Here is a 16,099-nt window from a genome sequence, read left to right on the forward strand (position 1 = left end):
TGTTTCAACCTCTTGTTCTCGATAGTGACTGTCAAATCCCGCTAAAAATTTAACCTTATTAAATTTTTAGCGGGATTTTGTAATTCATAGCTTTTTGTCATGTAATGCAATGTTTATAAGAAAAGGATCTTACATCTTTAATTTTGTTGAAAAGTAGTTGCTGGTACAGAAAATACTTTCGGTTATGTTTTTATAGGAATTGCCTCAAATATGACGTAATCTATAAAAAAGCTTCATTTTATAAGTGTTTTTGTGCGATTCAAGAAAAAAATCTAGGAAATCCATCAAATGAAAGTAATTTAAAGTATTTAGGGTAGTTTTTTCCAAATAACATGGAGTATAAAAGCAGCGGAAATAAGCCATATACTTTTAGTGCTGTTCCTTTCTTTTACTTTTTCTTTCGCACGATTTAACTTGTGTTCTATTTCTTGTATCAGGTATAATATGGCTAAGTAGCTTAGTACGGGTATGCTTAGCAAAATTGGTAAAAATTATAATTTAATTACATTTTCATATCATATCGAATAAGATATTTGATTTATATAATGAAAGAGAGGTGAAACCTGGTTTAAAAAATAAACAAGGACATGATATCGCATAACGGTAAGGACATTCGTCTTGGACGGTGAATATATGGTGGTTGTAGAGTTTCCCCTGGTGTCTCTGCAATTTTAGTGAAATCAGTGTTTGCAAGATTTTTAAACCAGGCAACAACATGAAGAGAAAAGAGAATGAGTCTGTTAAAGTATTTGCTCTTGGTGGAGTAGGTGAAATCGGGAAAAACATGTACTGTGTTGAAATTGATTCTGAAATCTTTATTGTGGATGCAGGGTTAATGTTCCCGGGAGATGAAATGTTTGGAATTGATATCGTTATTCCTGATATTACATATTTAGTGGAAAACCAAGAGCGAGTAAAGGGTTTATTTATTACTCACGGTCATGAAGATCATATTGGTGGTATTGTTTACGTACTTCGTAAATTATCTATTCCAGTGTATGCAACGAAATTAACAGTAGGACTTATACAAGAAAAACTTGGCGAAGCGGGTATGTTAGGTCGTGTAGACTTAAAAACAATCGATTCAAATTCAACAGTAGAGTTTAATACTACAACGGTGTCATTCTTTGGAACGACACATAGTATTCCAGATTCTGTTGGTGTTTGTTTCCATACATCAAAAGGTGCAATCGTATATACAGGAGACTTTAAATTCGATCAAACTCCAATTGGAAATAGTGGAGCAGACCTTGGGAAAATGGCTCAAATTGGAAATGAAGGCGTACTTTGCTTATTATCTGATAGTACAAACGCAGAGCGCCCAGGTTATACAGGTTCTGAAAAAGAAGTTGGTGTAGAAATTTCTAAAGTGTTCTACGGCGCAGAAGGTCGTATTATCGTTGCTTCATTTGCATCGAATGTACATCGTATTCAACAAGTATTTGATGCAGCTGCCGAAACAGGGCGAAAAGTAGCGGTAGTAGGACGTAGTATGGTGAAAGTAGTAGACATTGCAAGACGTCTTGGTTATTTAGATGTTCCAGAAGGTATGGTTATTTCATTACAAGAAGTAGACAACTTCCCAGAGAAAAAGGTAGCTATTTTAACGACAGGTAGTCAAGGTGAACCGATGGCTGCTCTATCTAGAATGGCAAAACAAGCACATAAACAAATTTCAATTCGTAAAGGTGATACTGTTATCATTGCTGCTTCGCCAATTCCGGGTAATGAAATATCTGTATCAAAAATTATTGATTTGTTATTTAGAGCTGGAGCTGAAGTTGTTTATTACGGCGAAAGAAAAGTTCATGTTTCAGGTCACGGTAGCCAAGAAGAATTAAAATTAATGTTAAATTTAATGAAACCGAAGTACTTTGTACCCGTACATGGTGAGTTCCGTATGCAAAAAGCACATGCGTATTTAGCTGAAGATGTAGGTATTACAAGAGAAAATATCTTTATCGTAGAAAAAGGCGATGTAATTGCTTTTGGTGACGATGAAGCGAACTTAGTCGGTAAAGTACAAGCTGGTAATGTTTTAATTGATGGATTAGGTGTAGGTGACGTTGGTAATATCGTTCTTCGAGATAGAAAGATGTTATCTCAAGATGGAATATTAGTAGTAGTTGTAACGCTTGGTAAAGATGAAAAGAAAATTATCTCTGGTCCAGAAATCATTTCACGTGGTTTTGTATATGTTCGTGAGTCAGAAGCGTTAATTGAACGATCTACAGAGATTGTACGTATGATTGTTGAGCAGTCAATTAAAGAATATTCGATTGAATGGTCAATGTTAAAACAAAATATTCGTGAATTATTAGGACAGTTCTTGTACGAAGAGACAAAGAGAAAACCTATGATTTTACCGATTATTATGGAAGTATAAAAAAGATCACCCTTATGGGTGATCTTTTTTTTCTTTTTAACCCTATCGAATGAAATTTATAACTTAAGAAATAATAGTTATATACGAGTGAAAGGGGATGCGAAATGACAGAACGTGATCGATATACAAATGAAGAAAAAGAAACTGAGCCAAAAGAAGCTGGAAAAGAGGCTTCAATAGTAGAAAAAATTCAACAGCTTGGACAGACAAATGTACCACAGATGAATGAATCACGTATTCATTGTTTAACGATTATCGGACAAGTGGAAGGTCATGTTCAATTACCGCCGCAAAATAAAACAACAAAATACGAGCATATCATTCCGCAAATTGTTGCGATTGAACAAAATCCGAAAATTGAAGGTTTGCTTTTAATATTAAATACGGTTGGAGGTGACGTTGAAGCTGGACTAGCAATTTCAGAAATGGTAGCTTCACTTTCAAAACCAACAGTATCTCTAGTTTTAGGTGGGGGACATTCCATCGGTGTACCGATTGCTGTTTCTACTGACTATTCGTTTATTGCGGAAACTGCGACGATGACAATTCATCCAATTCGTTTAACAGGTCTTGTCATAGGTGTGCCGCAAACATTTGAGTATTTGGATAAGATGCAAGAAAGAGTTATTCGTTTTGTGACGAAGCACTCGAAAGTAACAGAGGATCGTTTTAAAGAGCTTATGTTTGCGAAAGGAAATTTAACGCGAGATATTGGGACGAATGTAATTGGTGGAGATGCAGTAAAGTACGGTCTTATAGATGATGTTGGTGGTATTGGAAATGCGATTCGAAAATTAAACGAATTAATAGATGTTCGCGCGGAAGGTAGTGCAGAAGGGACAATGTTACAATGATTTTATATACAATTATGCCAGAGCAACTTGTGTATCCGGCCGATTATTCACAATGTGAAAGTCAAAAAGTTGTAAATATAAATGGTGTGGAATTAATGGTTTCTGAAGAGGAACATGGGTGTTATTCTATTGTACGTGTGCTAAGTACGGACCCACTTCACTATTTAGAGTTTGAGCCCGGTCAGAAAATAACCTTTTAGCAAAAAGAAGGATTTTGTTTAGAAGCTATGGTATAATATAAAAAACAAGACGGTTGAGCAGCCATGAGTAGGCTGCTTTCTTCTGTTTATTTAGCATTTTACAAGAAGTGTAAAAATAGAAGATATAAAGACCTGAAAAATAGAGAAAACAGACATATAAATAGAGCATTTTTAGGGGAGCTTTACTTATATGTAGAACACGAGGTGAAGAAATGGCAAAACAAAAGCAAAGAGGGACGAAGGCAAAGGCAAGACGTACGATAAAGCCAACTTTGTATTATGAAATCGTCGGTTTAACTCTTTTTGCACTTTCAATCATTACGATTTTACAGCTAGGCGTTGTAGGGAAATCGTTTGTGTTATTTTTTCGCTTCTTCTTTGGTGAGTGGTACATAATTGGTGTGTTAGGTGTAATAGCTTTATCGGTTTCCTTTGTTATAAAACGCGGATGGCCGAACCTTTTAAATAAACGGTTAATTGGATTTTATTTAATTGTATTGGCAATATTAATGTTTAGTCATATTACATTATTTAACCTTCTTACAAAAGATGGAGCAGTGCAAAATACTTCTGTTATTGTGAGTACGAAAGATAACTTCTTTCTTGAAATGAAAAAAGGGCCAGATAGCGTTCATTTAGGCGGTGGTATGTTTGGTGCGCTTATGTTCGCGACATGTTACTTCCTATTCGACGAAGTAGGAGCCTATATCATTGGGATTATTTTAGTTATTCTCGGGGTACTCTGTATAACAAATAAACATATTGGAGAAGTGTTAGCTCCAGTTGGTAGAATTCTTAGAAGTCAATTTCAAGTGATGCAAGTGGATTATAAAGATTGGAGATCCAAAAGAACGGCTGAACAAACAGAAAAGAAAAAAACAACAAGAAGTACAAGAAGCAAACGTGCTGCAGAACAAGAAGAAGTGATTGAGCCGATGGAAGAAATCCAAATTGATCCGCCAATTATTTCAAATTTCACTGAGAATTATCCTGCAAATGAAGAAGAGGATAAACGAATTGAAGTAGAGCAAGAAGATTTGATCACTTCACCGTTTATTGAAGAGACTCCACCAATTGAAGAATCAAAGAAAAAGCGTGGAGAAAAAATCGTTGAATCGTTAGAGAGTGAAGCGCAAGCACCTCCTATGCAATTTTCAAATGTAGAAAATAAAGATTACAAGCTTCCTTCACTTGATATATTAAAATTTCCAAAGAATAAGCAAGTTACAAATGAAAATGCGGAAATTTATGAGAATGCTCGTAAATTAGAACGTACATTCCAAAGTTTCGGAGTGAAAGCGAAAGTAACAAAAGTGCATAGAGGTCCTGCAGTTACAAAATATGAAGTGTATCCTGATATGGGGGTAAAGGTAAGCAAAATTGTCAGTTTAAGTGATGATTTAGCCCTTGCATTAGCTGCAAAGGACATTCGTATTGAGGCGCCAATTCCCGGGAAATCAGCTGTAGGGATCGAAGTTCCGAACTCAGAAGTTTCGATGGTAACGCTGAGGGAAGTTCTTGATTCTAAGGCTAACAATCATCCGGAAGAGAAGTTGTTAATTGGTCTTGGCCGAGATATTACAGGTGAAGCTGTATTAGCCCGTTTAAATAAAATGCCCCATTTACTCGTAGCTGGTGCGACAGGGAGCGGGAAAAGTGTATGTATTAACGGTATTATTGTTAGTATTTTAATGCGTGCAAAACCACATGAAGTAAAATTAATGATGATTGACCCGAAAATGGTAGAGTTAAATGTATATAACGGTGTGCCTCATTTGTTAACACCAGTTGTAACTGATCCGAAAAAAGCATCGCAAGCATTGAAAAAAGTTGTGAGTGAGATGGAACGTCGTTATGAATTGTTTGCTCATAGTGGTACACGTAACATTGAAGGATACAACGATTATATAAAAGAGCATAATAGTCAATCAGAAGCGAAACAACCCGAATTACCGTATATTGTAGTAATTGTGGACGAGTTAGCAGATTTAATGATGGTTGCTTCGTCTGATGTAGAGGATGCGATTATGCGTCTAGCGCAAATGGCTCGTGCTGCTGGTATTCATTTAATTATTGCAACGCAACGTCCGTCAGTTGACGTTATTACGGGTGTTATTAAAGCGAATATTCCATCACGTATTGCATTCGCTGTATCTTCTCAAACAGATTCTCGTACAATTCTTGACGGTGGTGGTGCAGAGAAGCTACTAGGTCGTGGCGACATGCTGTTTATACCAATTGGTGCATCGAAACCTGTACGTGTACAAGGTGCATTTTTATCAGATGATGAAGTTGAGAGAGTTGTAGAATATGTTATTGGACAGCAAAAAGCACAATATCAAGAAGATATGATTCCGCAAGATGTTCCTGATACGAAGCAGGAAGTAGAAGATGAATTATATGATGAAGCGGTTCAACTTGTAGTGGAAATGCAAACAGCATCTGTTTCTATGCTACAACGTAGGTTTAGAGTAGGTTATACGCGAGCTGCTCGTCTAATTGATGCAATGGAAATGAATGGTGTAGTAGGTCCATATGAAGGTAGTAAACCGAGAGAAGTACTCATTAATGATGTACAAGAAAAAAGTTCTTAAAAAAGCCTAATTGTTTTTACAATTAGGCTTTTTTATATAGTGTTTTTGTTATATACTATACTCAGCAATAAAGAAAGGGCTTACATTTAGAGGGTATCTTTAGAATACGAATACTTTGAGTATGTTTTATGTAAATGTTCGATATTTAATGCAGAAAAATGTTGGATTTTGTTGACACGTATGAGAGCAAGTGGTAAGATTACTTCGAAAAGAATCACTGCCTCATATAATCTTGGAGATAAGGTCCATAAGTTTCTACCTGGCAACCATGAATTGCTAGACTATGAGGGGAAAAGTGTGTAACAAAGGATGTAAAGGATCTTTGTGCCGAACTTTTTCTCGAAATGAGGAATGTTTATGGTGCAAAGTTTTTTTTATACAGTAAAGAGTGAAAATTTCATTTTAAAAAATTATTATTATTTATTCGACAATTGCGCTTATTTTTAGTGGTTAGTCATTTGTACTATGTTGTAAGTTGAAAAAAGAGAAAAGAAGTCTTACATCAGAGGTCGAATAATTGAAATGCGGGGGAGTCTTATGTCAGTAAAATCCGATAGTCGTCACCTATATTTACGGGTGATTGATCACATCAAAGAAAAAATTAAAGATGGGGCTTATAAAGAACGACAAAAGTTACCATCAGAGTTTGATTTAGCGAAAGAACTTGGCGTAAGTAGAGCGACTTTAAGGGAAGCGTTACGTATTTTAGAAGAAGAAAATGTTGTCATTCGTAGACATGGTGTAGGGACATTTGTAAATGCAAAGCCATTATTTTCTTCTGGAATAGAACAACTTTCTAGTATTACAGATATGATTTCTAGTGTGGGGAAAACACCAGGAACGATCTTTTTATCATCATCTACTACAACTTTAACAGAAGAGGAAAAAGAGAAGTTTAATAGTGAAGATGGTTTCAATGCAGTGATGATTGAACGCGTGCGTACAGCAGATGGGGAACCTGTTGTATATTGTATCGATAAACTTGCAAAAGAAATATTGCCAGATTTATCGGGTTACAATGAGGAGTCATTATTAACGGTGATACATAATAACACGCATAAGCGCATAACATATGCGGTTGCTCACATTGAGCCAATTGGCTATCACCCTAAAATCTCACCGATTTTAGAATGTGAGCCTGAAACAGCACTGCTTGTATTAAAACAAATGCACTATGATCAAAATGATGAGCCAATCTTATATTCTATCAATTACTTTAGAGCTGATAAGTTTAGCTTCCACGTATTAAGAAAGCGTATGTAGGTAAGTTCCTTTTTAGGGAGGTGACAGCAAGAAGTAAGGGACAGCAGCGAAAGAATAAAAAAATATATATCATTTTTGGAGGGGTTTCTAGTATGAAGAAAAAAGCAGGTCTTTTATTATCATTAACATTAGCAGCAAGTACAGTTTTAGGTGCATGTGGTAACTCGGATAAGGCAAGCAGTGATAAGAAAGACACGAAAGACTTCAAGGTCGGTATGGTAACGGATGTTGGGGGCGTTGATGACAAATCGTTCAACCAATCGTCTTGGGAAGGACTAAAAAAGTTTGGTAAAGATAACGGATTAAAGGAAAAGACAAATTATCGTTACCTACAGTCTGAAAAAGAAGCGGATTATATTCCAAACTTAAAGAAATTTTCAAAAGATAAGTATGATTTATCTTTCGGAATTGGTTATAAATTAGAAGGTGCAATTAAAGAAGTAGCAAAAGAATCTCCAAAACAACAATTTGCAATCGTTGATACTGTAGTAGATGCACCAAACGTAACGAGCATTACATTTAAAGATCATGAAGGATCATTCCTTGTAGGTGCGGTAGCAGCTATGTCAACAAAATCGAATAAAGTAGGATTTGTTGGTGGGATGAAGAGTGATTTAATTAGTAAATTCGAAAATGGATTTAAAGCGGGTGCAAAAGCAGTAAATCCAAACATTGAAATCGTATCTGAATATGCAGAAGCATTCGATAAACCTGAAAAAGGTACAGTTCTTGCATCAGCAATGTATGGTCAAGGCGTAGACGTAATTTATCATGCTGCTGGTGGTACAGGTAACGGTGTATTCACTGAAGCGAAAAACCGTAAGAAAAAAGGTGAAAATGTTTGGGTAATCGGTGTTGACCGTGATCAAAACCAAGAAGGTATGCCTGAAAACGTAACATTAACTTCAATGGTAAAACGTGTAGATATCGCTGTTGAAAAAGTAGCGCAAGAAGCGAAAGACGGTAAGTTAAAAGGCGGTAAAGTAGAAGCGTTTGGTTTAAAAGATGACGGTATTGGTATTTCAAAAACAACTGATAACGTGAAAAAAGTTAACCCTGAAATTTTAACAAAAGTAGAAGAATTTGAAAAGAAAATTACAGACGGTGAAATTAAAGTACCGGCTACAGATAAAGAGTATAAAGAATATGAAGCTTCTCTAAAAAAATAAATAGAGAAATAGCAAAGGTTAGTTCATAGAACTAACCTTTGTATGTATAAAACTTCCGAATTGCTTAATAAGTTAATAGTGTAATAGGGAATGTTCCCTGTTAAAAGGAGGAACACAATGGAATACGTAATTGAGATGAATAACATTACGAAAGTATTCCCAGGCATTGTAGCGAATGATGATATTACGCTGCAAGTAAAGCAGGGTGAGATACATGCTTTACTTGGAGAAAATGGTGCAGGGAAATCCACATTGATGAATGTACTATTTGGTTTGTACCAACCAGAACAAGGTGAAATTAAAATTAAAGGAAAGTCTGTAAATATTACCAATCCGAATGTGGCAAATGACCTTGGTATTGGAATGGTTCATCAGCACTTTATGCTTGTTCATAATTTTACAGTTACAGAGAATATTATTCTCGGAAATGAACCGAGGAAAAAAGGGAAAATTGCTGTTGAGGAAGCTGCTAAAGAAATTCAAAAACTGTCTGAACAATACGGTTTAGCTGTAGATCCATATGCGAAAATACAGGATATTTCAGTGGGTATGCAACAGCGTGTTGAGATTTTGAAAACTCTTTACCGCGGTGCAGAAATTTTAATATTTGATGAACCGACAGCTGTGTTAACACCACAAGAAATTCATGAGCTAATTCAAATTATGAAAAAGCTTGTGCAAGAAGGAAAATCTATTGTTCTTATTACACATAAGTTGAAAGAAATTATGGAAGTTTGCGATCGTTGTACGATTATTCGTAAAGGAAAAGGAATTGGAACGGTTGACGTTGCAAATACGGATGAAAATAAACTTGCAGAATTAATGGTCGGACGTCAAGTGAATTTTAAAACAGAAAAAATAGACGCGAAACCAAAAGAAGAGGTACTTTCAATTGCAAATCTTGTTGTTCACGATGCACGTCAACTACCTGCTGTAAAAGGCCTTGACTTAACTGTTCGTGCGGGGGAAATTGTTGGGATTGCAGGGATTGATGGAAATGGACAAAGTGAATTAATAGAAGCAATTACTGGTTTACGAAAAGTTGAGTCAGGTTCTATTGCAATTAAAGGGAAAGAAATAACAAATTGGCCTGTTAGAAGAATAACAGAAGAAGGAATTGGTCATATTCCAGAAGATCGTCATAAACACGGGCTCGTCCTTGATTTTTCTGTTAGAGATAATATAGTTCTGCAAACGTACTATAAGAATCCGTTTTCAAAGAAAGGGATTTTAAATTTCAGCAAAATTACAGAAAAAGCAAAGGCTCTTATTGAACAGTTTGATGTACGTACACCTAGTGAGCAAACTTTAGCACGCGCTCTATCTGGGGGAAATCAACAAAAAGCAATTATTGCACGTGAAGTAGACCGTGATCCAGATTTATTAATCGCAGCACAGCCAACACGTGGTTTAGATGTAGGAGCAATTGAATTTATTCATAAGAGATTAATAGAGCAAAGGGATAAAGGGAAAGGTGTATTACTTTTATCACTAGAGTTAGATGAAATCTTAAATGTTAGCGATCGAATTGCTGTTATTTATGAAGGGAAAATTGTAGCAATAGTTGATGCGAAAGAAACGAATGAACAACAGCTTGGATTGTTAATGGCTGGGGGAACAAAGAAGGAGCAGGTGGGTACAAATGGCTAAAAAACTTTTAACAGAACGAACGATAAATATTTTAGTCCCAGTACTATCCGTTATTTTTGGCTTACTTGTCGGAGCGATTGTAATGTTAGTTAGTGGTTATGATCCAATTGTAGGTTATAGTGCACTTTGGACAGGGATGTTCGGTAGCGCAAGTGCGATTGGTGAAACGCTTCGTACAATGATACCGCTTATTCTTGCTGGTTTATCAGTGGCGTTTGCATTTCGTACAGGTTTATTTAATATCGGGGTAGAGGGTCAATTGCTAGTTGGTTGGCTTGCAGCGGTTTGGTTCGGTTATGCAGTTTCACTACCAGCTTTCCTTCATATTCCATTATCTATTTTATTCGCAGCATTGGTAGGAGGAATTTGGGGCTTCATTCCTGGATATTTAAAAGGAAAGTTTCAAGTTAATGAGGTTATTGTAACAATTATGATGAACTATATCGCATTATATGTAACATATGACATCATTAAGCGCTTTTTACATGAAGGTAATGATAAAACGTATGACATTAAAGAGAGTGCATCACTATCTTCAGACTGGCTTGCTAGCATTACTGATGGTTCGCGTCTTCACTGGGGAATTATTGTAGCAATATTAATCGCTATTTTAATGTGGTTCTTATTAGATCGAACAACTTTAGGCTACGAATTAAAGTCGGTAGGATTTAATCAGCATGCTTCTCAATATGCAGGTATGAAAGTTTCTCGTAATGTAGTATTCTCCATGACAATTGCTGGTGCATTTGCGGGGATTGGTGGAGCGATGGAAGGATTAGGAACATTCCAGAGTATGACCGCGATGTCTTCGTTTACAGGAGTAGGATTTGATGGGATTGCCGTAGCATTACTTGGAGGGAATAATCCGTTTGGTATAATCCTTTCAGCTTTATTATTTGGTGGTTTGAAAAGTGCTTCCCCTCAAATGAACTTTGAGGCAGATGTACCATCAGAGCTTATTAATGTAATTATTGCATGTATCATCTTCTTTGTTGCATGTAGTTATGTGTTAAGATGGGCGCTTACACGCATGAGCAAGGAGGGGAAATAAATGAGCTTTTTAGATATATTAGCCATTCTTGTGACAGGTACGTTATATACATCGGCACCTATCATTTTCACAGCACTAGGTGGAGTATTTAGTGAACGATCGGGTGTTGTAAATATCGGATTAGAAGGACTAATGCTATTTGGTGCATTTATTGGAGTTGTTACAAACTTATTAATGGGTGATACTTGGGGAACGATGACCCCGTGGATTGCGTTATTATTTGCGGCAATTGGTAGTGGATTATTTGCATTACTTCATGCGGTAGCTTCTATTACATTCCGAGCAGATCAAGTTGTAAGTGGTGTAGCAATTAACTTCTTATCTCTTGGTTTAACGGTATTTGCAATTAAGAAGATTTTTGATAAAGGGCAGACTGACTTTATTCAGTATCGTATTGAAAAGATTGATATTCCAGGCCTTTCGGATATTCCGGTTTTAGGGAAAATATTTTTCTCGAATGTACCAATAACGTCGTATATTGCCATTATTTTAGCATTCGTTGTTTGGTATGTTATTTATAAAACACCGTTCGGTCTTCGTCTACGTGCTGTTGGTGAACACCCAATGGCAGCGGATACGATGGGGATTAACGTATATAAAATGCGCTATATTGGAGTCTGTATTTCAGGAGTGTTTGCTGGAATTGGTGGAGCGATTTTTGCAATGTCAATTTCTAATAACTTCTCAGGGGCAACTATTACAGGACAAGGTTTCTTAGCTTTAGCTGCTATGATTTTTGGGAAGTGGAATCCACTAGGCGCACTAGGTGCAGCTCTATTCTTTGGTTTTGCGCAATCTCTTAGTGTAACGGGCGGAACAATTCCTGTATTAGATCAAATTCCAAGTGTTTTATTAACGATATTACCATATGTATTCACAATATTAGCGCTTGTTGGTTTTGTAGGTCGTTCTGAAGCTCCGAAAGCATTAGGAACTCCTTATGAAAAAGGAAAACGATAAGTATTTTATAAGTATAAAAAAGCTCGCACATTAGTGTGGGCTTTTTTACATAGAATATATTTAATACGGAATTTTACTATGTTCCTTACATATTAAAGTTTTTAGAAAGAATCATATGTAAGCATAATAAGGGAGAAAAGTTGATTTTTTATTTCTAAAAACTGTATATTGAAGAGGAATATTCCTATATACGTAAAGGAGGGCTATAAATGAAACTAATGGAACAACAACTACATGAGTTAGGTGGTTTGCGCGTACATATTATTCCGACTGATAAATATAAAACGAATACCTTTGTATTTCGTTTTAAAGCGCCTTTAAATGAGGAGACGGTGACAGAGCGTGCCCTATTGCCATACGTATTGCAAAGTGCCACAGAAAAATTACCTTCTGTAATTCGTCTTCGTCAATATTTAGAAGAATTATACGGGTCTTCTTTAGCGGTAGATGTAAGTAAAAAAGGGGAAGACCATATTATCTCCATTTATGTAGACATTGCAAATGAAGTTTATTTACATGATGCACCACCGTTATTTGAAAAAGCGCTTTCTATGTTGTCTGATATTGTGTTACATCCAGCAACCGAGGGGAACGGTTTCCTATCTTCTATCGTAGAAAGTGAAAAAAGAGCACTGTTACAGAGAATTGAAGCTACTTATGATGATAAAATGCGTTATGCAAACGAGCGTTTAATTGAAGAAATGTGCAAAGTAGAACCGTATCGTTTAAGTGCAAATGGAAAAAAAGAGAGTGTTGCTTCTATTACAAATGAAAGTCTGTATCAATATTATCAAAAGGTGTTAGCGGAAGATGAGATGGATCTATATATTATTGGTGATATTTCAGAAAACGCCGTTGATCTTGTAAGTAAGTATTTTTCTATTTCAGCTCGTCCAGTGAGAGAAAGAAATGTACTCCTTCATAGACGAAATAATGAAGAAAAAGAAGTTGTTGAAAAACAAGAATTAAAACAAAGTAAATTACACATCGGTTATCGTACATTTGTCACATATAAAGATGAAGATTATTTTGCATTGCAATTGTTCAATGGATTGTTTGGTGGTTTTTCTCATTCGAAGTTATTCGTAAATGTGCGTGAAAAAAATAGTTTAGCGTACTATGCAGCATCGCGCTTTGAAAGTCATAAAGGTTTATTATTTGTTATGTCAGGAATCGAAGCGAAAAATTATGAAAAAGCAGTTGAGATTATTAAAGAACAAATGCTTGCGATGCAAAACGGAGAGTTTTCTGAAGAAGAAATACATCAAACAAAAAGTGTCATCCAAAATCAAATATTAGAGGCGATTGATACACCGCGTGGATTTGTAGAAATGCTATATCATGGTATTATTTCAGATCGTACACGTCCAGTTGAAGAATGGCTTACAGGTATAGAAAGTGTAACAAAAGAAGAAATTGTAAAAGTAGCTAAAAATATTGAACTAGATACAATTTACTTTTTACAAGGAACGGAGGGAGAGTAAATGGAAAAAATTGTTTATGAGCAATTAAAAGAAACACTCTATTATGAAAAACTTCCTAATGGATTAGATGTATATGTTTTACCGAAACAAGGATTTAATAAAACATTTGCGACGTTTACGACGAAATATGGTTCAGTAGATAATACATTTGTACCATTGGGGAAAGAAGAAATGATTCGTGTGCCTGATGGGATTGCACATTTTCTTGAGCATAAATTATTTGAAAAAGAAGATCACGATGCTTTCCAATTGTTTAGTAAACAAGGAGCATCGGCAAATGCTTTTACATCCTTCACACGAACAGCTTACCTTTTTTCATGTACTTCAAACGTAGAACAAAATTTAAATACATTGCTAAACTTCGTGCAAGAGCCTTATTTCTCTGAAAAAACAGTTGAAAAAGAGAAGGGGATTATTGGGCAAGAAATTCAAATGTATCAAGATAACCCAGATTGGCGTTTGTACTTTGGGTTAATTGATAGCTTGTTTGTAAAACACCCAATTAAAATTGATATTGCAGGCACAATCGAATCTATTAGTAAAATTACGAAAGATTTATTATATGAATGTTATGAAACATTTTATCATCCGAGCAATATGTTATTATTTGTTGTGGGTGCAATTGATCCAGAGAAAACAATGGATTTAGTACGTGAAAATCAAGCGGAAAAAGATTATAAAAACCAGCCAGAAATTGTGCGTTCATTTGAAGAGGAACCAAATGAGGTAAATGAAAAGAAAAAAATTATTTCAATGCCTGTGCAAACACCGAAATGTTTAGTTGGTATTAAAGCGACTAATTTAAAAGAAAAGGGGCAAGCGCTTTTAAAACAAGAAATTGCGCTTACGTTACTCTTAGATTATTTATTTGGAAAAAGTTCTGTTCATTACGAAGCTTTATATAATGAAGGACTTATTGATGATTCATTCTCGTATGACTATACAGAAGAAAATAACTTCGGTTTTGCAATGGTTGGTGGTGATACGAAACAACCTGATGAATTGGCAGATCGTTTAAAAGATATTTTATTAAAAACAGATTATGATCAATTAGATGCGGCGGCATTAGAACGAGTGAAGAAAAAGAAAATTGGTGGTTTTTTACGCTCGTTGAATTCACCAGAATATATTGCAAATCAATTTACACGATATGCGTTTAATGAATCTAGTCTATTTGATGCATTGACTGTATTAGAAGGGCTGACGGTTCAAGACTTACAAGAAGTAGCAAAATTATTGTTATCAGAAGAAAAAATGAGTGTTTGTCAGGTGTTACCGAAAAAATAACATTTTAAAGATACCCTCATCTTATCATTGAAAAATTGTAAGATGAGGGTATTATTTAGTTGTGTGAAAATTGAACTTGTAGAGATAAGAGAGGGAATTTATGAAAAAGTATGCGTTAGTAACTGGAGGGAGCGGAGGGATTGGCTCTGCTATTTCGAAACAATTAATTCAAGATGGATATACAGTTTATGTTCATTACAATAACAGTGAAGGAAAGGTATTGGAATTGCAGAAAGCATGGGGAGAAGTTATCCCTGTTCAAGCGAATTTGGCTTCTAGTGATGGAGCAGAGCAATTGTGGGGACAAATTGAACACCCTATTGATGTTATTGTATACGCAGCTGGGAAGAGTATTTTTGGACTAGTAACAGATGTAACAAACGAAGAATTGGGTTATATGGTAGAACTTCAAGTGAAGAACGTATATAAATTACTTTCAATGGCACTTCCGCCTATGATCGGGAGGAGAAGTGGTAATATTGTAATTATTTCATCTATATGGGGACAAATAGGGGCTTCTTGTGAAGTGCTGTATTCAATGGTAAAAGGGGCGCAAAATTCATATGTGAAAGCTTTAGCGAAAGAAGTTTCTTTAAGTGGATTACGTGTGAATGCAGTAGCACCAGGAGCAATTGAAACGGAAATGTTAAGTGTTTTTTCTGAAGAAGATAAAATGGGAATTGCTGAAGATATACCATTAGGTAGAATAGGATTACCAGAAGAAGTAGCAAAAACAGTTTCATTCCTCGTATCACCAGGAGCATCATACATAACTGGACAAATCATCGGAGTGAATGGCGGTTGGCACTGCTAAAAATTTCTTACATAAAAAATGAACAGTTGCACAAATTAAGGATGATTTTATTACTCAATAGTGAGGTGCTTAATTATGTCAGTATTAGATAATTTTGATCAGTGGAAGAGCTTTTTAGGAGATCGTTTAGAGCAAGCGCAAGGAAAAGGTTTAGACGGCGGTGCGGTATCAGATATGGCATTTCGTGTTGGCGACTACCTTGCTAATGAAGTAGAAGGGCGCAATGACCAAGAGAAATTATTAGCTGAGCTTTGGAAAGTTGCTGATGAACAGGAGCAACATACAATTGCAAACTTAATGGTTAAGTTTGTACAACATAAGTAAAAGTAGAGAGGAGATTCTCCTCTCTACTTTTTTTGTATAATAATTACACAGGATAGATTATAC

General features: G+C 35.7%; 13 protein-coding genes and 1 riboswitch. All 13 genes read left to right on the plus strand.

The genetic code is table 11. From position 1 onward, the window contains the following. The first annotated feature begins 715 nt into the window (after nucleotides 1-715). The 13 genes from MR160_RS00840 to MR160_RS00900 all read left to right on the plus strand — a co-directional run bounded on the left by MR160_RS00840 (nucleotide 716) and on the right by MR160_RS00900 (nucleotide 16,036). On the plus strand, nucleotides 716-2,386 hold the full coding sequence (locus MR160_RS00840; RefSeq protein WP_000823089.1) for a ribonuclease J: 1,671 nt from the start codon (nucleotides 716-718) through the stop codon (nucleotides 2,384-2,386). 104 nt (nucleotides 2,387-2,490) lie between these two features. Continuing rightward, nucleotides 2,491-3,240 (plus strand): translocation-enhancing protein TepA, encoded by a 750-nt coding sequence (gene tepA, locus MR160_RS00845; RefSeq protein ID WP_000139825.1) that lies wholly within the window; start codon nucleotides 2,491-2,493, stop codon nucleotides 3,238-3,240. Beyond that, entirely contained in the window at nucleotides 3,237-3,440 is a 204-nt protein-coding gene (locus MR160_RS00850) for a YlzJ-like family protein (protein ID WP_000605020.1), read from the plus strand. Before tepA ends, MR160_RS00850 begins: the two co-directional genes overlap by 4 nt. A 212-nt stretch (nucleotides 3,441-3,652) precedes the next feature. Then, nucleotides 3,653-6,034 carry a DNA translocase FtsK gene (locus tag MR160_RS00855; protein ID WP_001118795.1) on the plus strand — a complete coding sequence of 794 codons (2,382 nt, stop codon included), beginning with the start codon at nucleotides 3,653-3,655 and terminating at the stop codon, nucleotides 6,032-6,034. 202 nt (nucleotides 6,035-6,236) lie between these two features. Further along, nucleotides 6,237-6,338, plus strand: a riboswitch (purine riboswitch). 233 nt (nucleotides 6,339-6,571) lie between these two features. Next, entirely contained in the window at nucleotides 6,572-7,297 is a 726-nt protein-coding gene (locus tag MR160_RS00860) for a GntR family transcriptional regulator (protein ID WP_000114182.1), read from the plus strand. Between the two features lie 92 nt (nucleotides 7,298-7,389). Next, nucleotides 7,390-8,466 carry a BMP family lipoprotein gene (locus tag MR160_RS00865; RefSeq protein ID WP_000725767.1) on the plus strand — a complete coding sequence of 359 codons (1,077 nt, stop codon included), beginning with the start codon at nucleotides 7,390-7,392 and terminating at the stop codon, nucleotides 8,464-8,466. 117 nt (nucleotides 8,467-8,583) lie between these two features. After that, nucleotides 8,584-10,116, plus strand: a complete 1,533-nt coding sequence (locus MR160_RS00870; RefSeq protein WP_000456928.1) for an ABC transporter ATP-binding protein — start codon at nucleotides 8,584-8,586, stop codon at nucleotides 10,114-10,116. Continuing rightward, nucleotides 10,109-11,167, plus strand: a complete 1,059-nt coding sequence (locus MR160_RS00875) for an ABC transporter permease (RefSeq protein ID WP_001085255.1) — start codon at nucleotides 10,109-10,111, stop codon at nucleotides 11,165-11,167. Before MR160_RS00870 ends, MR160_RS00875 begins: the two co-directional genes overlap by 8 nt. Then, nucleotides 11,168-12,127 (plus strand): ABC transporter permease, encoded by a 960-nt coding sequence (locus tag MR160_RS00880; protein WP_000008857.1) that lies wholly within the window; start codon nucleotides 11,168-11,170, stop codon nucleotides 12,125-12,127. A 209-nt stretch (nucleotides 12,128-12,336) separates the two neighbouring features. Then, on the plus strand, nucleotides 12,337-13,611 hold the full coding sequence (gene yfmF / locus MR160_RS00885) for an EF-P 5-aminopentanol modification-associated protein YfmF (RefSeq protein ID WP_000772416.1): 1,275 nt from the start codon (nucleotides 12,337-12,339) through the stop codon (nucleotides 13,609-13,611). Further along, a complete protein-coding gene (gene yfmH, locus MR160_RS00890) occupies nucleotides 13,612-14,898 on the plus strand; it encodes an EF-P 5-aminopentanol modification-associated protein YfmH (protein ID WP_000411972.1) in 1,287 nt (428 codons plus the stop codon). Between the two features lie 100 nt (nucleotides 14,899-14,998). Then, nucleotides 14,999-15,712 (plus strand): elongation factor P 5-aminopentanone reductase, encoded by a 714-nt coding sequence (gene ymfI, locus MR160_RS00895; RefSeq protein ID WP_000759625.1) that lies wholly within the window; start codon nucleotides 14,999-15,001, stop codon nucleotides 15,710-15,712. 75 nt (nucleotides 15,713-15,787) lie between these two features. Then, nucleotides 15,788-16,036, plus strand: a complete 249-nt coding sequence (locus tag MR160_RS00900) for a DUF3243 domain-containing protein (RefSeq protein ID WP_000114444.1) — start codon at nucleotides 15,788-15,790, stop codon at nucleotides 16,034-16,036. The last annotated feature ends 63 nt before the right edge of the window (nucleotides 16,037-16,099 follow it).

The sequence above is a fragment of the Bacillus cereus group sp. BfR-BA-01382 genome (assembly GCF_022663475.1).
In the GTDB taxonomy this organism is placed as follows: Bacteria; Bacillota; Bacilli; order Bacillales; family Bacillaceae_G; genus Bacillus_A; species Bacillus_A thuringiensis_S.

Coding starts and splice junctions, on each gene's coding strand:
- tepA (WP_000139825.1), top strand. CDS start 2,491: ATGACAGAACGTGATCGATATACAAATGAAGAAAAAGAAACTGAGCCA.
- MR160_RS00855 (WP_001118795.1), top strand. CDS start 3,653: ATGGCAAAACAAAAGCAAAGAGGGACGAAGGCAAAGGCAAGACGTACG.
- MR160_RS00840 (WP_000823089.1), top strand. CDS start 716: ATGAAGAGAAAAGAGAATGAGTCTGTTAAAGTATTTGCTCTTGGTGGA.
- yfmH (WP_000411972.1), top strand. CDS start 13,612: ATGGAAAAAATTGTTTATGAGCAATTAAAAGAAACACTCTATTATGAA.
- ymfI (WP_000759625.1), top strand. CDS start 14,999: ATGAAAAAGTATGCGTTAGTAACTGGAGGGAGCGGAGGGATTGGCTCT.
- MR160_RS00875 (WP_001085255.1), top strand. CDS start 10,109: ATGGCTAAAAAACTTTTAACAGAACGAACGATAAATATTTTAGTCCCA.
- MR160_RS00900 (WP_000114444.1), top strand. CDS start 15,788: ATGTCAGTATTAGATAATTTTGATCAGTGGAAGAGCTTTTTAGGAGAT.
- MR160_RS00865 (WP_000725767.1), top strand. CDS start 7,390: ATGAAGAAAAAAGCAGGTCTTTTATTATCATTAACATTAGCAGCAAGT.
- MR160_RS00850 (WP_000605020.1), top strand. CDS start 3,237: ATGATTTTATATACAATTATGCCAGAGCAACTTGTGTATCCGGCCGAT.
- yfmF (WP_000772416.1), top strand. CDS start 12,337: ATGAAACTAATGGAACAACAACTACATGAGTTAGGTGGTTTGCGCGTA.
- MR160_RS00860 (WP_000114182.1), top strand. CDS start 6,572: ATGTCAGTAAAATCCGATAGTCGTCACCTATATTTACGGGTGATTGAT.
- MR160_RS00870 (WP_000456928.1), top strand. CDS start 8,584: ATGGAATACGTAATTGAGATGAATAACATTACGAAAGTATTCCCAGGC.
- MR160_RS00880 (WP_000008857.1), top strand. CDS start 11,168: ATGAGCTTTTTAGATATATTAGCCATTCTTGTGACAGGTACGTTATAT.